Origin of the sequence: Amantichitinum ursilacus, from assembly GCF_001294205.1 — a bacterium.
GTDB lineage: Bacteria > Pseudomonadota > Gammaproteobacteria > Burkholderiales > Chitinibacteraceae > Amantichitinum > Amantichitinum ursilacus.
In genome coordinates, this window is record NZ_LAQT01000001.1 from 42,361 (window position 1) to 63,365 (window position 21,005).

17 protein-coding genes are annotated in these 21,005 nt (G+C 58.7%); 7 read left to right on the forward strand and 10 right to left on the reverse strand.

The window, feature by feature from the left end; genetic code table 11:
- Positions 1-294: 294 nt before the first annotated feature.
- Positions 295-1,614: a S41 family peptidase gene (locus WG78_RS00200; RefSeq protein ID WP_152968994.1), complete on the reverse strand. Its 1,320-nt coding sequence runs from the start codon at positions 1,612-1,614 to the stop codon at positions 295-297.
- 65 nt (positions 1,615-1,679) lie between these two features.
- Complete coding sequence (locus WG78_RS00205) at positions 1,680-2,450, reverse strand: class I SAM-dependent methyltransferase (RefSeq protein WP_053935771.1); 771 nt, start codon at positions 2,448-2,450, stop codon at positions 1,680-1,682.
- A gap of 735 nt (positions 2,451-3,185) precedes the next feature.
- Here WG78_RS00205 and WG78_RS00210 point away from each other — a divergent pair.
- On the forward strand, positions 3,186-4,064 hold the full coding sequence (locus WG78_RS00210) for a transporter substrate-binding domain-containing protein (RefSeq protein ID WP_152968995.1): 879 nt from the start codon (positions 3,186-3,188) through the stop codon (positions 4,062-4,064).
- A 196-nt stretch (positions 4,065-4,260) separates the two neighbouring features.
- Here WG78_RS00210 and WG78_RS00215 read toward each other — a convergent pair whose 3' ends face one another.
- Positions 4,261-4,962, reverse strand: coding sequence for a peptidyl-prolyl cis-trans isomerase (locus WG78_RS00215; RefSeq protein ID WP_161805037.1), 702 nt, complete (start codon positions 4,960-4,962; stop codon positions 4,261-4,263).
- A gap of 734 nt (positions 4,963-5,696) precedes the next feature.
- Here WG78_RS00215 and WG78_RS00220 point away from each other — a divergent pair.
- Positions 5,697-7,310, forward strand: a complete 1,614-nt coding sequence (locus WG78_RS00220) for a methyl-accepting chemotaxis protein (RefSeq protein ID WP_053935774.1) — start codon at positions 5,697-5,699, stop codon at positions 7,308-7,310.
- A 94-nt stretch (positions 7,311-7,404) separates the two neighbouring features.
- On the opposite strand, the gene WG78_RS00225 is transcribed toward WG78_RS00220, so the two are convergent.
- The 3 genes from WG78_RS00225 to WG78_RS00235 all read right to left on the reverse strand — a co-directional run bounded on the left by WG78_RS00225 (position 7,405) and on the right by WG78_RS00235 (position 8,745).
- Positions 7,405-7,656 carry a hypothetical protein gene (locus tag WG78_RS00225; protein ID WP_152968996.1) on the reverse strand — a complete coding sequence of 84 codons (252 nt, stop codon included), beginning with the start codon at positions 7,654-7,656 and terminating at the stop codon, positions 7,405-7,407.
- A 53-nt stretch (positions 7,657-7,709) separates the two neighbouring features.
- Entirely contained in the window at positions 7,710-7,967 is a 258-nt protein-coding gene (locus WG78_RS00230) for a hypothetical protein (protein WP_152968997.1), read from the reverse strand.
- 118 nt (positions 7,968-8,085) lie between these two features.
- Positions 8,086-8,745 carry an AbiTii domain-containing protein gene (locus WG78_RS00235; RefSeq protein ID WP_053935777.1) on the reverse strand — a complete coding sequence of 220 codons (660 nt, stop codon included), beginning with the start codon at positions 8,743-8,745 and terminating at the stop codon, positions 8,086-8,088.
- A gap of 331 nt (positions 8,746-9,076) precedes the next feature.
- Here WG78_RS00235 and WG78_RS00240 point away from each other — a divergent pair, with 331 nt between their 5' ends.
- The 3 genes from WG78_RS00240 (at position 9,077) to WG78_RS00250 (ending at position 15,495) form a co-directional block, all read left to right on the forward strand.
- Positions 9,077-10,582 carry a glucan biosynthesis protein G gene (locus WG78_RS00240; RefSeq protein WP_053935778.1) on the forward strand — a complete coding sequence of 502 codons (1,506 nt, stop codon included), beginning with the start codon at positions 9,077-9,079 and terminating at the stop codon, positions 10,580-10,582.
- Positions 10,583-10,812: 230 nt separating this feature from the next.
- Positions 10,813-13,260, forward strand: coding sequence for a glucans biosynthesis glucosyltransferase MdoH (mdoH, locus tag WG78_RS00245; RefSeq protein ID WP_161805038.1), 2,448 nt, complete (start codon positions 10,813-10,815; stop codon positions 13,258-13,260).
- 255 nt (positions 13,261-13,515) lie between these two features.
- Positions 13,516-15,495: an AsmA family protein gene (locus WG78_RS00250; RefSeq protein WP_083458652.1), complete on the forward strand. Its 1,980-nt coding sequence runs from the start codon at positions 13,516-13,518 to the stop codon at positions 15,493-15,495.
- A gap of 86 nt (positions 15,496-15,581) precedes the next feature.
- Here the strand turns inward: WG78_RS00250 and WG78_RS00255 are convergent, their stop codons facing one another.
- The 4 genes from WG78_RS00255 to WG78_RS00270 form a co-directional block, all read right to left on the reverse strand.
- Entirely contained in the window at positions 15,582-17,057 is a 1,476-nt protein-coding gene (locus WG78_RS00255; RefSeq protein ID WP_053935781.1) for an inorganic phosphate transporter, read from the reverse strand.
- Between the two features lie 513 nt (positions 17,058-17,570).
- A complete protein-coding gene (locus tag WG78_RS00260; protein ID WP_053935782.1) occupies positions 17,571-17,882 on the reverse strand; it encodes a helix-turn-helix domain-containing protein in 312 nt (103 codons plus the stop codon).
- A 2-nt stretch (positions 17,883-17,884) separates the two neighbouring features.
- A complete protein-coding gene (locus WG78_RS00265) occupies positions 17,885-18,250 on the reverse strand; it encodes a type II toxin-antitoxin system RelE/ParE family toxin (protein ID WP_053935783.1) in 366 nt (121 codons plus the stop codon).
- 111 nt (positions 18,251-18,361) lie between these two features.
- Entirely contained in the window at positions 18,362-19,846 is a 1,485-nt protein-coding gene (locus tag WG78_RS00270) for a protein adenylyltransferase SelO (protein WP_373278963.1), read from the reverse strand.
- Positions 19,847-19,911: 65 nt separating this feature from the next.
- Between WG78_RS00270 and ybaK the strand changes: the two genes are divergently transcribed.
- Entirely contained in the window at positions 19,912-20,409 is a 498-nt protein-coding gene (ybaK, locus tag WG78_RS00275; RefSeq protein ID WP_053935784.1) for a Cys-tRNA(Pro) deacylase, read from the forward strand.
- A gap of 40 nt (positions 20,410-20,449) precedes the next feature.
- Positions 20,450-21,001, forward strand: coding sequence for a cob(I)yrinic acid a,c-diamide adenosyltransferase (locus WG78_RS00280; protein WP_053935785.1), 552 nt, complete (start codon positions 20,450-20,452; stop codon positions 20,999-21,001).
- The last annotated feature ends 4 nt before the right edge of the window (positions 21,002-21,005 follow it).

A 21,005-nucleotide genomic window follows, 5' to 3' on the forward strand; every position in this document is an offset into this window, starting at 1 on the left:
TGCGGGGTAACGCGCCCTACGGTCAAGCAGCAAGCTGCGGATAGGGTGGGTCGTGACCCACCATTCAAAGTGGCTTGCCAGGATAAGAGCGCCTGGAAATGGCTTTGAGTGGTGGGTCGAGACCCACCCTATGCGGTGGAGCGCGCGTGGGGGCGCTGCCATGCCGAGCAGGTGATCATCACCACCGGTATTCACCAGTCGGTGGATCTGGCGGTGCGGCTGCTGAGTGATCCGGGCGACGAGGTCTGGGCCGAAGACCCGTGTTACTGGGGCGTGCGCAGCGTGCGCGATTTGCTACCTCGGCTTTTGCGTGGCCAACCACGCCAAAGCCGCATTGAGCGCCACATCGTTGTGGCGCTCAATGTCTTGTGCGGTGGGAATGGCAGTCTGGTCCGGGATCACGCCGACGCCTTCGATGCGTTTGCCGCCGGGCAAGGTCATATCGATTTCGCTATAGGCCAACGCGCCGCCCCCCGGCAGTGGGTCGTAGCCCATAAACCCCAACAGACAGCCGCAACTGGTCGCGCCAAATACTTGAGCGCGGCCGATGGCTTGCGCCGCACCCGCCACCAGCTCGGATGCGCTGGCCGAGCGCATATCGGTCAGAATCGCCAACGGCGCAGTTACCGTCTTGCCGACCGGTTGCAATACGGGGTCGGCGTCCCACAGGCTGAAACCCAACAAGCGCACCGAGCCGCCATTGCGCGTAATCACATGCCCGCCTGCCTGCGGTGTGCTGACAAAGCGGCCGAGCAAATCCATCGCCATGGCGGCATCGCCGCCGCCGTTGCTACGCAAATCGATGATCACGCCGGGCGCATCAGTGGCCTTATCCAGTTGGTCCATCAAACGTTGGCGCAAGCCACGCTCGAAGCCGGAAAAGCGTAGATACACCACGCCATTGGCCAGCTTGTGATGGATTAACCACGGCGGCGCTTCGGATTCCTCATTGCGCAAAGTCACCTGATAACGCGAGCCATCGGGCCGCCGCAACGCCAGCGTGCGCGTCTTGCCCAAGGTGGGCGCATTCAGCTCGCGCTCGGCGTAGATGGTGCGTGTCCACGGCGTGGAACCGCCGCGGGTATTGGCCAGCGTACGCTGCCACCAGGCGTCGGCCGTCTCGCCATCGATCTGTTCCAGCTGATCGCCCGCGCGCACGCCAAACAGCGCTGCTTGCGTCACCGGCGAAACGCCGCGAATCACAAAATGCCCATCGATGATTTGCACACCGATACCCAGGCCGGCGGCTTGTTGCTGGCGGATTTCGGCGTATTGCGCCGGCGTTTCCACGCGCGTGTGCGCATCGTTTAACTCGCCCGCCATGCGGTTAAGCGTTTTCCAGAATGCTTCGTCGCTGGCGGCATCCAGCGCGAGCGGCTGATACCGCGCGCGCACCGCTTTCCAGTCCAGTCCGTGTAATTTGGGATCGACGTAATAGTCGCGCAACGTGGTCCAGACCTGATCGAAAGCCGCCTGGCGCAGCGCGGGCGTCATTTCGGGGGCGGGCGTGCTGGGGGCAAGCTGGCGGCTGAGTTCGCGCGCAATCAGATGATGCGAATCGACCACGGCGCAGCCCGACAAAGCCAACAGCAGCAAGCTAACCAGTAAGCGCATAAACGCATTCTGCAAAAAGAAAGAAGCCGCAGCGTAATCGGCTGCGGCCGGATGGGGCAAGCGGCTTAAACCGGGCGCGCCAGCAACACCATGCTTTCCGGGCTAAAGCTCAGGTCGTCTTCCAGTTGCAGATACGCTTTCACTTCGGGCGACGCACCTTGCAACAGCGTACGGATGGCATTGACGTACACCTCGGGCGTGCGCATGCGGGCAATCCACGAGGCAAATTCCAGCCGCACGCGCCGTACGCGCAAGCCGATCACTTCAAAGCCGGCGGCGGTGACGGCGGCGCGCCATTCGGCTTCGCTCAGGTCGCGCACATGGCTGGGGTCGCGCAGCAATTCAATCGCTTGCAAATGGGTATCGCATACCGGGCTGGCCGGGCCGAGGATGTCCATCATCACAAACTGGCCGTCCGCTTTGATCACGCGCCGTGCTTCGCGCATTGCAGCCGGGATATCGGACCAGTGATGCGCGCTGTAGCGACTACAGACCAGATCAAATTGCGCATCGGCAAACGGCAGCGATTGCGACGCGGCTTGTTGCGTGGTCAGGTTGCTAAAACCACGCGCGGCGGCGGCTTCGGCCACCGTGGCCAACATACCGGGCGTGATGTCGCTGGCAATCACATGGCCGGCAAACGGTGCGATGGTAAACGCGGCATGGCCCGCGCCACAGCCGATATCCAGCGCCTGCGCCGGCTTTTGCTGCTGCGCCACACCGGCCAGACATTGCAGATCCTCGCCTTGCGCATGTACCGCGCTGGTCAAATAGGCGCTGGCGACGGGGTCGAATTGTTGGGTGACTTGCTGGTCGTGATTGGCTTGGGCGGTCATTGGGTAGCGCTCCTTGGTGGGTGGAGAACACCTTAAACCGGGTATGGCGGCTTAAACAGACCAGTGTTTATGCTGGTATTGAAACCACCTTGATCATGGTGGTGAGTGGCGCGCTGGTTTACGGTTGGCGGGTATAAGCAAAGAAAAAGCCCGCTTCAGAAGAAGCGGGCCCAAATATCCAACCAGACAAACACGGAGATGACGCGCCTGCCTGCGCGTCGGAAACCATAGTGCGCCAACGTCGCTGTTTTGAGAGCCAGGTTGATGCCTGGGGACCGCGCCTGGGTAGCTGGCCGGGCGCGTTGGGCTGCGTACGTTTTAGCGATCTGATCGACCGAACGACTTTCTGCTCAAAATTGACCCAAAAACGCTGCGCCTTTCGTCTGCTGATGGTCGGATGAACGTTCGTTTTTTCGCCCTGGAAGGTCGCGAAAGCCAGCCGAGATCAATAATCCGCATTTGCGAGACGCGTAAGCACAAAACGAGCCGTTGTGGTTTGACCGGGTCGGTGGCGGCGATCTGTGTGGCAACGCTATCATTGAGCCCAAATCCATTGCGTTCAATAGGTTATGGCACGGCCGCGTCGCAGCATTCGTCGTGCCGGGCCAGGTGGTGGCCGTCTTTGTAGCGATGCGACAGCGCCCTCGCTGGCGCTAACCGCGTTTTTGCGGTCCTTCCTTTCCGGTATTTCAGTTTATTAATTACAAATAATTGCAGCAGCAGGAGCATCAATTCGTGGGCATCAGCAAAACCGTAGCTTCCATTCTGGGTGTGGCTTTTTGCCTCGCCACCGCCGCCAGCCAGGCCGATACGCTGGACCGGATTAAAACCAGTGGCGAAATCAAGATTGGTTATCGCAGTTCGTCGATGCCGCTGTCGTGGTCAGCCGACGGCACACCGACCGGATTTATGGTGGCGCTGTGCGAAAAAATCGTGACGGAACAAATCAGCACCGCGCTGCATAAGCCCATCAAGATTACCTATGTGCCGGTGACGGTGCAGACGCGGTTTCAGTTGCTGGACCAGCAGGCCATCGATATGGAATGCGGTTCAACCACGGTGACGCTGGAACGGATGAAGCAGGTGGATTTTTCGCTGGCCACATATATCACCACATCGCGGCTGGTCAGTTTAAAGAAGACCGGCGCGCTGAATCTGTCGACCATGAATGGCCGCGTTCTGGCGGTGCAGACTGGGTCCAGCCATGCTGAGTTGATCTCGAAAATGCTGGGCGGCGCCAGATTGTTGCAGGTGCCTGATGCCGCGCGTGGCGTGGAAGCCGTGGCCAATGGCAAAGCAGCGGCTTATGTCGATGCTGAAAACCTGATCCTGAGCGCCATAAAGGCCAACCATTTGCAGCCTGCGGATTTCACCATGGGCACGTCGTTATCGGTGGAGCCGTTTGCCATCGTTACGCGCAAGGGCGATACCGGGCTGGAGAAGCTGATTGATCAGGGGCTGCGCAAGGCGTTCTCGCATTCGGAGGCCACGGTGACCTTGCTGCAAGGCTATAGCACGCAAATGGGCGCGGACATTAATGCGTTGACGCGCGACGCTATCCGCAATCCGTCGCGCAGCCACGAATGCAGCATGCTGGAAGCGGTGACCTGCTAAGCCGCGGCGGCGCCAAAGAAAAAGCCCGCTTCCAAAGAAGCGGGCCCAAGTAAATACAAGTTCCAACCAGACAAACACGGAGATGACGCGCCTGCCTGCGCGTCGGAAACCATAGTGCGCCGTTGTTGCTGATTTGTGAGCCAGGGCGACGCCTGGGGAGTATGCCTGGGTAGGCGCGCTGCCCCGGTCGGCGCGCTTAGCTGAAGGAAAAGTCGCAGCCGCATTCGTCAGCGTTCATGCCCAGGTCCGGCCATCTGACATCCACCAAAGGTTGCCCCGGCGTGGGCGCGATCTTGATCACAGCGGCTTTACGTGTCGCTTCAAACGGATCGTAATTGCGCGATTTATCCTGATTTTCGAGACGCGCTTTCAGCTTGTCATGGATCTCGGCCAGTGGGGGCAGTGGCTCGGGGCCGAGACTGTTAAGTTTGACCACTTCCCAACCGCCCACGGTTTTGATGGGTGCCGATATTTCGCCCTTTTTAAGCGCCAGAACCGCCTTGGTGAAGGCCGGATCGTAATCCTGCATCTGCTGGAGCGTGACGCGGTCGGACTCATACGCCGGACGCATCGCTTTGGGCAGCAAGGGGTTGCCCTCTTCTCTGAAGCGCTCCGGATCGGCGCTCAATCTTTTATGAAATTGTTCGGCCAATGCGCTGCTGCTGAAGATAGCGCGTTGCACGCTGTAACTACGTTTGGCTTCATTTTGCATGAGCTCTTTTGCGTATAGCTCGGCGATCCGGGCTTCCGTCACCACCGGTTTTGCAGGCGGGATCAACGCGGCGGCGTACCAATAGGCGTCGTCCGTCGTCAGCAGCCGGCTGAGTGCGCCAAATTCAGGTAACTGGCTGATTGCGGTGGGCGCTTTAAGCAGCGTGTTCAGATATTGGCGATCCATGGTCATGCGGATCAGGCGTTTGAGACTGCCATTACGCGAGCAGGCAGCACGGGAAGAATTGGCGCTGCATTCGCCAATAGCGACCCGGGCGCGCTGGATAATGGCGACATCGGATTCATCAATGCTATCGCCATTGACGATGGCCGCGGGCGCGGCAAGCGCCTGGCCACAAAGCAGGGCGGTGGATAAAAGCAGCGCGGATTTCAGCGGATTGAGGCGGTTGGACAGGGTCATCGCAGGGCTCCACAAAGGAAAGGGAGCGTGCGACTATCGGCGCGGCCCTGCGCCTGCACTATAAGAATCTACTCAAAAAGCCGCTGCAGCCTGGCGATGGGCGCGCGCCCTACGTGCAAAGAAAAAAGCCCGCTTCCAGAAGAAGCGGGCCCAAATATCCAACCAGACAAACACGGAGATGACGCGCCTGCCTGCGCGTCGGAAACCATAGTGCGCTTTTCGCAATCGGTTGTGAGCCAGGACGATGCCTGGGGAGCGCGCTTGGGAAGTGCGGTGCCTATTTGCTTTCGATAATCGACAGTAAATGGGGCGCTGTGTCATTCGTGTTACGTGTTACAGAAATTAACCCAGCAATCGTCAGCAACTGTTTATTCTGCGGATTCTCACAAAAAAACGGATGAGCCGGATCGCATGATCCGTGCAGCCCGCGTAAGGCAGCCGCTAGAGTATGCCGCGCGCATCCGTATAAGCCCTTCAGAGTCTGGATCCGGAGTAAGCCCATGAGTATCAAATCGAAACTGGTTTCGCTGGTTGGCGTTACGCTGCTATTGCTGTTGGTTTTGGGTATTAACGGTTTGTACTGGATGAGGGATATCCAGAGCGCGTTTGAGACCACTTACAAAGACCGCGTGGTGTGTCTGGGCCAGCTTAAAAACGTGGCTGAGATGTACACGGTGAACGTAATCGGCACGGCGCAAAAGCTGAATGCGCGCAGCATGAGCTGGGATCGCGCCACTGCCAATCTGGCCGAGGCGCGCAGCAATATCGGGCGCAACTGGAAAGCCTATAGCGCCACCTATATGCCGCCCGAAGAGAAAACGCTGTTTGCTGAAGCCAGCACCAACATCCAGGCCGCCGATGCAGCAATTACGCAACTCGAAAAGTTGATTGCCAGCAAAGACCGCGTGGGCCTTGATACCTTTGCCCGCAATGACATCTACAGCACCATCGAGCCGGTGCAGCAAAGCATCAACAAGCTGATTACGCTGCAGCTCAAAGTCGCAAAACAGAACTTTGATCAGAGCGAGGCTGATTACGCGCGCGCCGAGGCGATTTCGATTGCGCTGATTGCCGCTGCCATCCTGATCGCCGCCATCTGGTCGATCAGCATCGTCAAAACCTTGTCCGGCAAGATCGGGCGGCTGAACACGGCCTTGGGCCATGCGCGCGATCATAACGATCTGACCGTGCGTGCGCCGGTGGCGGGCAAGGATGAAGTCGACAGCATTGCGCGTGCCTATAACGCGCTGGCGGACAATATGCAGACGCTGGTGCAGTCGGTGTCCACCGCAGTCAGCACCGTTTCGCGCGAAGTGGGGCAACTGGCCGAAACCACCGAGCAGATCAATCGTGCGGCGGCGGCCGGGGCTGAATCCACCAGCAGCATGGCGGCGGCGGTGGAGCAGGTGACCGTCAGCATCGCGCATGTGGCCGACAACGCCAGCGACGCGCGCCAGCTTAGCGAAGCGGCGCGCCAGAGCGCCAGCAGTGGCGGTGAAGAGATTGTGGCCACGGTCGCCAATATTCGCGAAATTGACCAGGCCATCGCCGAGGCCGGCCGCATGGTGGGCATGCTGGGCGAGGATACGCAACGCGTGACTGCGATTGTCGCGGTGATCAAGGACGTGGCGGACCAGACCAATTTGCTGGCGCTGAATGCGGCGATCGAAGCGGCGCGTGCGGGTGAACAGGGCCGCGGTTTTGCCGTGGTGGCGGATGAAGTGCGCAAGCTGGCCGAGCGTACCGCGCTGGCGACGGTGGATATCCGCAACACCGTGGAACAGATCGGCAGCAGCAGTCAGGACGTGGCGCGCGCCATGGCGGCCACGGTGGAGCGCGCGCACGAATGCGCCTCGACCGCCGAACGCGCGGGCGCCGCCATCGAAGCGATTGATCGCGACGTTAACGCGGGCGGCAGCGCTATCGGCGGCATCGCCCAGGCATTACAAGAACACAAATCGGGCGCGCAATTGATTGCACAACAGGTGGAGCGCGTTTCGCAAATGACAGACGAGAATACGGCCGTGGTTGGCTCAATCAACGAGGCCGCGCGGCGCTTGCGCGATCTGGCCGGTACCTTGCAAACCGGCGTGGGGCGTTTTCGTATCGCGTAACAGCGGCCTCATTGCATGTACGAACGTGAAAAAGCCAGCCGCGATATCGGGGCTGGCTTTGTTTTATCTCGGTATTCGTACTGCGGACAGTGCCTTAACAGGCCTGGCCCACTGCGGCATCCATGGCGCCGGCGCTCATTGCCATGCTGTTGAGCGTGGCGGCATGCAACAGGATGGCTGCATCCCCGCGTTGCAGGCTGGCGTAGGGGCCGCCCACTTCGTGGTTGTTCTGGAACAAGTACAGACCGGCAAAACGCCCGATGCCCGATTCGTCCACGCGCAGGCATTCGCGCAATTCGTACCCGTTGTCGCGCCGATAAGCTTTGGACCATCGCGTCATTGCCATACTGCCTCCTCGCCCTTTAACTCGACCTGAAAGCCTGCTTTATTGCCGCGCGCTTAACGCGGCATCCGGAAATCGGCACCGCGCCGGGGCGGCGGTGCAAAGCGCGGCTGCCGCGCGATATCGACGTATTCGGCTGCATCGTGGGCCTGCCCGATAAATTCGAACGGCCCTGCCAGTACGTCGCCACTACGGCTTTTGACCACAAACCCCAAGCGCCCGGCCACACGGCCTTGCGCATCCACCGCGACCTTTTCTTCGACCACGGCATTGAGGGACTGATGACCCGTTGGAATAAAATCAATATTTATCATTGTAATGCTGACGTCAACTTATCTAAGTGAGCAGTAACGTCTCACGTCAATATTGCAAACATGCGTACGCGGTGCGACCTGGTCCGACACACGGCGTGTCGGCTGTCGCGCGCCGCCATCAGGCGACAGCTCGCCCTTGACGCGCAAACACAGATGCAGGTTGTGCGCTGTTGGCCGAGGCCAGATGCGCAAAATCGGGTTGGCGTACCGTGGCGCCCAAGCGGCCCGGACGCGCATCGGCGGCCAGTGCACGGCTATGAATTTCGATTTCGGTCAGCGCACGCAGCAAACGAGCGCGGATGGCGTTGACCAGATCATGGATGGCGTGGCGGTTCATCGAGCGCCATGCGGCGACGCAACGCATGCCTGCGGCAAACGGTTGGCCATCGTCCAGCTTGCGCAAATGATGTTGTGGCCAGATATCTTGCAGTTCGTCATCGCGGCGGCCATGCAGCAGCGGCAGATAATCCGCAATGCCATTGCGCAGATGCGCCTTGTTAACGCCTTCGCGCAGATCTTCCGGCACAAAGTCCGCCGGCACCATCACGCGGCTGACCTGAATATGGTTGCCACGCAGTTGGGCGTACGATTGCACTTGCACCACGCGATAGCTGGGCAGTGCTTTATTAAGGGGATAACCGCTGAGCTCCAGCTCCAGCCAGTCGCGAACCTGTTTTACGTTCGATTCGACCGCCAGGCGATGGCATTGGCGCATCACACGCACCAGATCATTGCTGTTATGAAGGATGTCATCGCGGAGAGTTTTCAGCGTAGTCATTGTTTGTTTCCTCGCTCTTGTTGTCAGCCGGCTTATCGGGGAGTAAGCACTAACGGGTTTGGTTGACCGAACTTTAAGGTTTCAACGCAATGCATGATGTAGGCCGTTGAGAAGCCTGGATTGACGGCCTGGCTCGCATTCGCCACCAGGACAATTCCTACAACGGCTTAAAAATAAAAACATCAATAAAATCAATGCATTGAGTTATGTTTTGGTCCATTGTGCCGCCGCCGTTCGTCGGTTGGCTCCTACAGAGATATCAGTCTGGCCTTGCTGGCTATCGCAGTGCAGCAAAAGCAGTATCGGGGGGTTTTCAAAAAATGGGTGCCCAATGAAACCGCACTTGCTGAATACGGCCACGTTGCTGGCCGCCGTCGCGCTGACGTCAACCGGCGCGTACGCCCTGGATTTCAATACCATTGCCGCGCAAGCGCAGGCATTAGCCAACAAGTCTTACCAGAAACCCGAGGCGATTCCGGATTCGCTGAAACAGCTTGATTACGATCAACTGCGCGATATCCGCTGGAACCCGAACAACAATTACTGGAAGAAAGAAAAGCTGCCGTTTGAAATGGCGTTCTTTCATCTGGGGCGTTATTTTGACGCCCCAGTGCATATCAACGAAGTGGTGGGCAACCAGGTCAAGCCCATCCACTTTGACCCGGCCTTGTTTGATTACGGCAAAAACAAGCTGGATACCAAGGCGTTAAAAGACGTCGGCTTTGCTGGTTTCCGCCTGCATTACCCGATCAATACGCCTGCGTATAAAGATGAAGTGATCAGCTTTCTGGGTGCCAGCTATTTCCGCGCAGTGGGCAAAGGCCAGCATTACGGCTTGTCGGCCCGTGGCCTGGCAGTGGATACCGGTGCGCAATCGGGCGAAGAGTTTCCGCGCTTTAAAGAGTTCTGGCTGGTGCGGCCCGCCGCCAAAGACAAGCAGATTGTGGTGTACGCCTTACTGGATTCGCCGCGCGTCACCGGCGCTTACCGGTTCGTGCTGAAACCTGACGTCAGCACCACCATGGACGTGACGGCGCGGATTTATACGCGCGACAAGATCGACAAGGTGGGCATTGCGCCGTTAACCAGCATGTTCTTCTTTGGCGCTAATCAACACGCCAAATACGAAGACTATCGGCCGCAAGTACATGATTCTGAAGGTTTGTCAGTGGCCGCTGGCAATGGGGAGTGGATCTGGCGACCCCTGACCAATCCAACCCGCCTTAGCGTGACTTCGTTTGCGACTACAGACCCTAAGGGCTTCGGGCTGATGCAACGCTCGCGCGGTTTCGATCAATATGAAGACCTTGAAGCACGCTACGAGCAACGTCCGAGCGCGTGGATCGAGCCGCAAGGCAAGTGGGGCGCAGGCCGCGTCGAGCTGGTGCAGATTCCGGAAGGCGACGAGACCAACGACAACATCGTGGCGTACTGGGTGCCGGCCAAACCGCTGGAACCGAAAAAAGCGTTCGATTTTTCTTATCGCTTGTCGTGGCAAAAGAATGTGGAAACCCATCCGCCACTGGCGTGGGTGGCACAAACCCGCCAAGGCCGCGGTTATATGAACAAGCCGGATGACAACCTCGAATACGCGGTTGATTTTAACGGCCCGACGCTGGCCAAACTGCAAGGCGAACCGCAACCGGATGTCTCGGTGGACGCCAACGGCCAGTTGCTGGAAAAGCGTGTATTCAAAAACGACGTCAGCAATGGCTGGCGTCTGGTCATGCGCATCAAACGTATTGATCCGGCCAAGCCGATCGAATTGCGCGCAGCACTCAAATCCAATAACCAGGTCGCGACAGAAACCTGGAGTTACCTGGTGCCTGGCCAGTAAGGCCATCGGCGACCGGTAAATCAAGAACGGCGCGGCTGCAGCAGCAGACCGCCGCCGCCAACACAATAAAAATCAGTTGGGCAAGGGACGTACCGTGCGTGGCTCCGGGGCTGCGCACATTCTGCTGGCCGCGCCATCAACGCGGCCGGGCAGTCGTACACACGCGCATTACCAAGGCCGACACGGCCACGCGCGGTGTCACATGAGGAAAAAGCACTATGGATATGGCTATGCCCGATTCGCTGCGGGCTTACTTGCAGCGATTACCGTTAGAAGCGGATGAGCGCGAACGCCTGCGCGAACGCATCGAAGCGGGCGACCCCGAGACCATCCCGCTGGCTGGGCCTCACCGTGAGCTACGTGGCGGCATGTACATGCTGCCTAATGCTGTGCCGGTGGAGTCGGTGGTGGCGCGTCTGTCGCTGAGCCACAAACTTGATCGCGAAGACCTGAATCGCGCCAGTGGCCGCGATGCCAGCGGCCGCGAAACTGCGATCCCGGCATACCACCGCGTGTTGCGCACCATGCCGCCGATCAAACGGACCTCGATGGCGCCGCGCCTGTGGCCGTTTGGTGTGCCGCATGCGGCCAATAAAGCGCACAAGCAGGATCACGCCAGCATCAAACCGCCCGCGGGCCCGTGGGCACATTGGAAACGCGCGGCGCTGCTCCGCCGCATCATCTTTATGTTGTTGATTGTGGTGCAGGATGGCGCCGCCACCTGGAGCATGGCCAACGTGATGCCGTACCAGGGTTACGGCAAGCTGGAAGCGCCGGCCTTGTTGCTGTTTGCCATTCTGTTTGGCTGGGTTTGCACCGGTTTCTGGACTGCAGTGGCTGGCTTTTTGACGCTGACGGTGTTGCCCGACAAATACAACCTGAGCAAGCTGGTGGATACGCGCAAGGCCATTCCGCAAAACGCGCGCACCGCTATCGTGATGCCGATCTGCAATGAAGACGTGGGCCGCGTGTTTGCCGGTATCCGCGCCACGTGGGAATCGCTGCAACGCACGGGTCAGGCATCGCATTTTGATTTCTTTGTCTTGAGCGACAGTAACGACCCCGATCTACGCCCCGCTGAAACCGCGGCATGGCTGGATTTGTGCAAAAACGTGGATGGCTTTGGCCGCATCTTTTATCGCTGGCGCAAGCATCGGCTGCGCCGCAAAAGCGGCAATATCGCTGATTTCTGCCGCCGGTGGGGCGCCAACTATCGCTATATGGTGGTGATGGATGCCGATAGCGTGATGACCGGCGATTGCCTGACCGGCCTGGTGCGGCGCATGGAAGCTTGCCCCGACGCCGGCATTATCCAGACCCAACCGCGTTGCGTGGGGCGCGATACCTTGCATGCGCGCATCCAGCAATTTGCCAATGCCGCGTACGGCCCCATGTTTGCCGCGGGCGTGCATTTCTGGCAATTGGGCGAGGCCTTGTATTGGGGCCATAACGCCATTATCCGCGTCGACCCCTTCGTTAAATTATGCGCATTGGGCAAGCTGCCGAATGATGAAGAAGTGTTGTCGCATGACTTTGTTGAAGCCGCTTTAATGCGCCGCGCTGGCTGGGGCGTGTGGATTGCTTATGATCTGGAAGGCAGTTACGAAGAGGTGCCGACCAATCTGATCGAAGAATTGCAGCGCGATGCGCGTTGGTGCCACGGCAATATGCTGAATGCGCGCTTTGTATTGGCGCGCGGATTGCAATCGTCGCAACGTGGGGTGTTTGTATCAGGCGTGATGTCGTATTTTTCGGCGCCGCTGTGGTTTTGTTTTCTGGTGCTTTCTACCGCACTGTTAGCGGTCAATATTCTGGTGGTGCCCGATTATTTTTCGCATCCGGACCAGTTGTTTCCGCAATGGCCGCAATTCAAACCGCGCGAGGCAATTGCCTTGTTTACTGCCACCGCATCCTTGCTGTATTTGCCCAAGATTTTGAGCCTGATGCTGATTGGTTTGCGCGGCGAGGGTAAACGCTTTGGCGGGATGTTTACGCTGTTCGGCAATATGCTCGAAGAGATTATTTTTTCGATGCTGTTTGCGCCGGTGCGGATGTTGTTCCATTCGCGCTTTGTTATGGCGGCTGTGATGGGCCAGAAAATTCGCTGGAAATCACCGGCACGTGAAGACGCTGCGCTGGAGTGGGGCCAGGCCGCCAAACGCTTTGCGCTGCCGACTGCGTTAGGGCTGGTGTGGGGCGTGGGCGTGTATTGGCTCAGCCATGCGTATTTCTGGTGGATGTTCCCGATTCTGATTGCGCTGGTGTTGTCGATTCCGTTGGCGGTGTTTACCAGTGGTTCGCATGTCGGCAAGCGTTTGCGCAAAGCCGGGCATTTTGTCATCCCGGAAGAAACGCGCCCGCCGATCGAAACCGCGCGCACCGCCTATTACACGCGTAAAGCAGGCGAGGGCCCCGGCTTTGTGGATGCGGTGGCTGACCCGATCATTAACGCCAGCGTGTGCGCGGCAGGCAGTCTGCGCCGCAAGAGCTCCGGCATTGTGCGACACCATCGTGACAAGCGTATCCGCCATGCATTGACGGCCGGGCCGGAAGCATTAAGCGCAGAAGAGAAGAACCATCTGCTGAACGACACCGCCGCGTTGGCCGAGCTGCACTACGCGGTGTGGAGCGCCAAAGACGCGCACCCTGACTGGCTGCACAGCATCAAACCCGCGTAATCATAGGGTGGATCATGATCCACCATTCAAAGCCAACGACTCGAAGCGCAATGGCGCGTGTCCACGGCTTTGGATGGTGGGTCTTGAGGGGGATGCCGAGCCCCACCCTATGCCATTTGCTCTCGGCTTCTTGTTGTCGCCGCGCTATGCCTGTAGGGCGTCTGCCCCCGCAAAGCTGCGCCACTCGCCGACAGCCGTGTCGGCGCACTGTCTCCACAATCCACCATAACCACAATAACGAGGGAGACCGCCCCCATGGCGCGCACGCGGAGAATATGGCCCAAACTGGTCATTGTGCTGTTGGTGATATTGGCCATCCTGGCCTGGTTGTTTAGCTGGAATCTGTTGCGCGGTCCGATTGCGCGCAAAGTCACCGAAGCCACCGGACGCAGTGCCGCCATCAATGGCGACCTGCACGTCAAATTATCGTTTACCCAATCACCGTGGATTACTGCCGATAACGTGCAATTGGGCAATCCGGATTGGGCAACCAATAAAAACATGTTTACCGCCGATCGACTGGCGCTGCAATTACGCTTTTGGCCGCTGTTAAGCGGCAAGGTGGAGTTGCCCGAAATCGTATTGGAAAACCCGGTGGTGGCGGTAGAGAAAAACGCCGATGGCACTTTGGCCAGCTGGAATATGACCGCAGACGGCAAACCTGCGCCTGCCACCGCCAGTTCCGCCAGCAGCAATAAAGTGGCGTTGGGCCATCTGCAAATCCATAACGGCAAAGTGCATTATCAAGACCCGAAGCCGAAAGACGTGGTGGACGGCACGATCAGCACGTTTAGCCCCGGCGCCGGTCAGGAAGACATGATCCGCGTGAGCGCCAATGGCCAGTTTCAGCAAATGAAACTGAACCTGGGCGGCACGGGCGGCGCGTTGCTGGATTTGCGTGATCCGTCCAAACCTTATCCGCTGGATGCCAGTGGCACGGTAGGCGAAACAAAATTCGCCGCCAAAGGCACCGTCACGGATCCTGGCCATTTAAGCGGCATGCATCTGGATTTTAAAATCAGCGGCGCTAGCTTAAGCCAGCTGTATCAGATTGCGCATGTGCCATTGCCCGCCACACCGGCCTATTCATTGGCCGGTTTGCTGGAACACCATGCCGAGGTGTGGAATCTGCAAGGCTTTAGCGGCCGCGTGGGGAATAGCGATCTGAATGGGGATTTCTCGATTGATCGCGCCCCCAAACCGCAATATATCAAGGCCAATCTGACCTCTAAAAATCTGGATATGAAAGATTTGTCCGGCTTTATTGGCGCGCGTAATGACAAGGGTAAAACCGAAGTGCCGGCGGGCGATAAGGTATTGCCGCAGTCTGAATTTGATCTGGAAAAGATCAATGCCGCCAACGGTGATATCTGGTTTAAAGGCCAGCATTTAAAAACAGATCGGCTGCCGCTAAACAATCTGGTGGCGCATATGGTGCTGGATAACGGTCGGCTGACGCTGGACCCGCTGAATGTGGAAGTGGCCAGTGGGCAGGTCAACAGCAAAATCGGGCTGGATACCAGCGCCAAGCCGTTGAAGGTGAAAGCCGATGTGAAGGCGGCCAAGCTGCAACTGCGTGAGCTGTTCCCGGAAATGAAAATCCAGAAAGCCAACGTCGGTACCGTCGGCGGCCAGGCCACCATCGCTACTCAAGGTAATTCGGTGGCGCAAATGCTGGGCGCGGCCAACGGCAATGCGGCTGTGATCATGAATGGCGGCGCGGTCAGCAAGCTGATCCTGCGTTTGTCCAACCTTGATCTGGCCAACACGCTGCCGATTTTGTTGACGGGCGATAAAGAGGTGCCGGTGCGCTGCTTTGTTGGCGATCTGGGCGTGAAGAATGGCGATGCCACCATCCGCACGCTGATTCTGGATACCGAAAAGCAGGTGATCAACGGCACGGGCACGATCAACTTCAAGGATGAAAAGATGAACATCCAGTTGACCAGTACGCCCAAAGACAAGAGCCTGGCGGCGTTCCGGGGCCCGATTCTGGTGGATGGTACCTTCAAGCATCCGAGCGCACGACCGGCCGTGGGCCAACTGGCAGGGCGTAGTGGGGTAGCGGTGGCGCTGGGGGTGTTGGTGAACCCGATTGCGGCACTGATTCCGCTGATCGACCTGGGCGGTGCCAAGGATACCGATTGCGGCGCGATGATCCACCAGGCTTCGAGTAATTCGACCAAAGACTCGGCCGACAAGGCCAGCAACAAGGTCAAACCGCAAGTGAAGTAACGCTGCGCGACCTATCCAGCGCGCATAAAAAAGCCCGGCCAGCTTATCGCTGCCCCGGGCTTTTTATTGGCATCGCCGCTATGGATTTAGCTGCCGATAAAGCGGGTGGCAATCCAGAACAAACCAGCCGCCAACGCCATCGATGCAGGCAAAGTCAGCACCCAGGCCAAGCCGATATTGCGCACGGTGGAACCTTGCAGGCCGCTGCGGTTGGCCAGCATGGTGCCCGCCACGCCCGAGGACAAGACGTGCGTGGTGGAAACCGGCAGGCCGAACATATTGGCGACGGCAATCGACAGCGCCGCCACGATTTGCGCCGACAAACCCTGGCTATAGGTCATGCCGGTTTTGCCGATTTTTTCGCCCACCGTTTTAACTACACGCCGCCAGCCAATCATGGTGCCGACGCCCAGCGCCAGGGCCACTGCCAGAATCACCCAGAACGGCGAGTATTCGGTGGTCAGCGTCAGGTCTTTGCGCAGACGGCTTAAATCTTCTTTGTCTTCGCTCGAAATCCCTTTCAGGCCACCGACTTTTTTGGCGGTATCGTCGAGGCACAACAGGGTCTGGCGTACGCGATTGCGGTCATTGGCGGCCAGATCGCGATACGAGTGCACGCCATCCAGCGTGGTCAGCAAATCGGCAATCAGCGGCTCGTTCAGTTTGGGGTCGCAGCGGAAACGCTCGGGCACTTCGCTGGTCGGGGCTTTGCCCAGCGCCAGATATTCGCCCAGCGTGGCGGGATTGCGTTGGTAGAACTGGCGCAAATGGATGGCCGCATCGCGCGTGCGTTCGATCTGGTACGCAGTGGCGTCGAGATCCACCACAAACTTGGCGGGCACAATGCCGATCAGCACCAGCATGATCAGACCGATGCCTTTCTGGCCATCGTTGGAACCGTGGGCAAAGCTCATGCACATGGCCGAAACCACCAGCACCAGACGAGTCCAGAACGGCGGATGCTTTTTGCCATCGACCAGTTTGCGTTGCTCCGGCGTCTTGTGCATGCCGGAATCGGGGCGCAGCTTTTTAAGCGCAAGCAACAACCCCCCGGCCGCCACCACGCCCACCAGCGGCGACACCACCAGCGACAAGCCTATATCGACAGCCTTGCCCCAGTTGATGCCATCGCGGATCGACGTGTGCGTCAGCCATGCATTGGCCAGACCCACGCCGAGAATCGAACCAATCAGCGTATGCGAACTGGACGCCGGCAAACCCAGATACCAGGTGCCGAAATTCCACAGAATGGCGGAAGCCAGCAACGCAAACACCATCACCAGGCCATGGCTGGTGCTGACGTTGATCAGCAAATCCACGGGCAGCAAATGCACGATGGCATACGCCACGCCCAAGCCACCCAACAACACGCCCGCAAAGTTGAACAGGCCGGACAACACCACCGCCAGATGCGGCGGCATGGCCTTGGTGTAGATCACCGTGGCGACCGCGTTGGCCGTATCGTGAAAGCCGTTGATAAATTCGAAAGCCAGCACGAACAACAGAGCCAACGCCAGGCTACAAGCCACGGAGAGCGGAATTCCGCTAAAGAGATCAGGCATTTAGAAACAGCAAAGAACGGGAATGGCGGCGATTATCCCAGAAGTCGGCGACGAACGTTGGACTACGTAACAAAATTGTCATGGGCGGTTGACAGGGATCAAACGCGGCTGCAAGGCGGGTCATGGCCGGGTCAGGCGGGCTACGTCTGGATGTAATTTTCTGCGATGCGTTGTGGCAGCACGGCGGCTTATCTTGCGAGACCTTTGCAAGCAGGTTTCGGTGCCGGGCTGCCGGATTGGCCAGCAACAGAATTTGCCCGACCTTCAACCTGCGCCCCGCTTGGGAACGCAACCCGACGCCTCCATAGGCCGAAAGCCAGGTGACTACTCATTTCTCGCCGAAGAAGCTGCGATCGGCTGGCGGTTGAACAGGCTATCCGCTTGATAAAAGACCCCTGCGATTTTTGAGGGGTCTTTTTAGGCTCAACGCCACGCTACAAAATCACTCGCAGCACACAGGCATATGTCGAGACGGCAAGATGCCGATGGTCAAGCTCGGGCCGGCTGCAAATTTCAAACCGGCTTTCCGTGTGGCGCATTCGTTTGCTCAATAGTCATACGAACGGTGGTGCCAATCCGCGCAGCCATTTCAATCAATGTATCCAGCGTAAATTTGTCTGCTTTGCCGCGGACGAGATCAGAGACGCGTGATTGTCGCGTGCCAAGTACCTCTGCGGCTTCGATTTGCGTCCATTCTTTCTCCCGGATGGCCCGTTCGATCGCCACCATCAGATCGACGCGCATGGCCATCACCTTCGCAACTTCAGGATCAAAGCCTAGATCTTCAAATACATTGTCTGATGCGTGGGTAAGCTCAAGTGCCATATTCATCTCCTGATCGCCTCAAGTTCCTGGTAGCGCTCGCGTGCCAGGCGCATCACGTCTGCAGGTGTTTTATTGGTTTTTTTCTGAAAGGCATGAATGACATAGACGCCCTCCGCGAAGCGGGCGACGTACAACACGCGCCACCAGCCCTCTGCGGTCTGAGTACAGATTTCATAACACCCTGCGCCCACCGCTTTCATCGGCGCAACATCTTTGGGCATCTCTCCCCATTGCACGTAGCGCAACGCCTGGCCGATTTGATGGCGTGCCTCGTCAGGAAATTGCCGTACATCTCGCTGCGTTGAGCCAACCCAGATCAACGGTTTGCGCGAGGGCGCGTCTTGCGCCCGAACCCACCTGCTTGCCATAATGCAACGCCCCCCAAAATATCAAAGTACTTATATATTTTCAAGGGCATGCTGAGCCACCCGAGCGAAGGGCGCCACGCTATTTGTTACATTACGGCATCGTCATTTGCATCAAGACGAACAAGACACCGACAAATCATTCGCCCAGTTTGGTGGCAGCCCCGCGTAGTCATCAAACTGCGGTTGTTCATCAAACGGGTGGCGCAGGCATTCGGCCAGTCGTTGCAGTTCGCTCAGATCGCCTTCATCACGTGCTTTGCGGATGGCTTGTTCGGCCAGGTGGTTGCGCAGTATGTATTTGGGATTGGCGGCGCGCATGCGGTCGCGTAATGCGGCGGGGTCGCTGCGGTCCGCACGGCTTTGCCATTGGGCGAACCAGGCGTCAAAGCCCTTGCGATCCAGCACCTGGTCGCGTAATTGCGCCGGTATGCTGCCTTTCTCGGCATACGGCGCGTGGTCACTCAGCGCGCGCCAGAATACGGTCCAGTCGGTGCGGCCCGCTTGCAGCAAATTGAACAGATGCGTGAGCGGCTCCCAATCGGCTTCTTGCCAATCCGCGTAACCCAGTTTGCGACGGAATTGCTCGGCGAAGGCGGCTTCAAATTGCGGCTGGAACTGGTGCAAGGCGGCGATGGCCTCTTCTTTGCTATCGAGTAACGGCAGCAACGCTTGCGCTAGTGCTTGCAGATTCCATAAGCCGATTTGCGGCTGTTGGTTATAGGCGTAGCGGCCTGCCGTGTCGGAATGGTTGCAGATATGCCCCGCGTCATAACCATCCAGAAAGCCAAATGGGCCGTAATCGATAGTCAAACCCAGGATCGACATATTGTCGGTGTTCATTACGCCATGGCAGAAGCCCACCGCTTGCCATTGCGCCATCAGGCTGGCGGTGCGCGTAATCACGGCTTCCAGCAAAGCCTGGTAGGGATTGTTAGCCTCTTTGCATTCGGGGTAGTGATTGACGATGGTCCACACCGCCAACGCGCGCAGGCCTTCGTGATCATCGTGGTGGCTGTAAAACTCGAAGTGGCCAAAGCGCACAAACGTGGGCGCGGTGCGTGCGACCACGGCCGCGGTTTCCACGCTTTCGCGCCACACCGGTTGCGGCGATCCGACCAGGCTGAGCGCGCGCGTGGTGGGAATGCCGAGGCCGAACATGGCTTCGGAGCATAGGTATTCGCGAATGCTGGAGCGCAGCACTGCGCGGCCGTCGGCGTGGCGCGAGTAGGGCGTGGGGCCTGCGCCTTTTAGCTGGATTTCCTGGATTACGCCGTCGCGATCCGGCGTTTCCGCGATCAAGATGGCGCGACCATCGCCCAGTTGGCGTACATACACGCCAAACTGGTGGCCGCAATACACGGTGGCCAATGGCTGGCTGTTGGCGGGAAGGCGGTTGCCGGCCAGGTATTCGGCCAGCGCGTCATGCGCGGCGGGGTCGGCATCCAGATTCAGCGCTGCAGCCAGTTCGGCGTTCCACAACAACAATTGTGGTTCGGGCAGCGGGGTGGGCCGCACCAGTGAGTAAAAACGTGCCGGCAAAGCAAAAAAACGGGCTGCCAGCGGCATGCGGTCAAAGGTATGCTTGCGGTTTTCCAAAGTAGCGCTCAAACCTGAGTGAAATTGTCGGGTATTGTAGCATCCAACGTTTACGAGTTCGACCCATGAGCGAAAAGGCCCCCGTCACCGCCGCCATCCGCGTGCTGCGTCAGCATAAGGCGGCGTACACCGAGCATCTGTACGACTACGAAGAAAAAGGTGGCACCACCGCATCGGCGCGCGAGCTGGGCGTGGACGAACATACCGTGGTCAAGACGTTGATCATGGAAGACGAAAACAAGCAGCCGCTGGTGGTGTTGATGCATGGCGATTGCGAAGTCAGCACCAAAAATCTGGCGCGCTTGCGCGGCTGCAAAAGCATCCACCCGTGCAGCCCCGATATCGCCAACAAGCATTCGGGCTATATGGTGGGCGGCACCTCGCCGTTTGGCACGCGTAAAGCGATGCCGGTGTATATGCAGGACAGCGTGCTGCAACTGGCGCGCATCTATATTAATGGCGGCAAGCGCGGCTTTCTGGTCGGCATCAGCCCCGCCGATGTGCAACGCATTCTGCAGCCGACGCTGGTTGACGTGGCCATCCGCCACGGCGATGCAGCCTGAAATCCACTCTTGATATTCGACACCGCTTTCCGGAAAACCCATGGCAAACCGACTCAGCAAGATCACCACCCGCACGGGCGACGACGGCACCACTGGCTTGGGCGATGGCAGCCGCGTGCACAAAGATCATCAGCGCGTCCATGCGCTGGGCGAAGTCGATGAACTGAACAGCCAGATTGGTGTGGCGCTGGCCGAAGACCTGCCTGGCGACGCGCGCGAGGTGCTGGTGCGCGTGCAGCATGATCTGTTTGATATGGGTGGCGAGCTGTGCATTCCGGGCCGCGTGGCATTGACTGATGCGCATCTGCAACGGCTGGAAGACGCGGTGGCGGCCTTCAACGATAATCTGCCGCCGTTGAAGGAATTCATTCTGCCGGGCGGCAGCCGAAGCTCGGCTGCGCTGCACGTGGCGCGCTGCATTTGCCGTCGCGCCGAACGTGCGGTGGTGACGCTGGCGCAAGTGGAAGACGTTGCGCCGCATAGCGTGCGTTATCTCAATCGCTTGTCCGATTTGTTGTTTGTGCTGTCGCGCGTGGCCAATCGCCACGTCGGCCAGTCCGACGTGCTGTGGCAACCGGGGTTGAACGCCTGAGCCG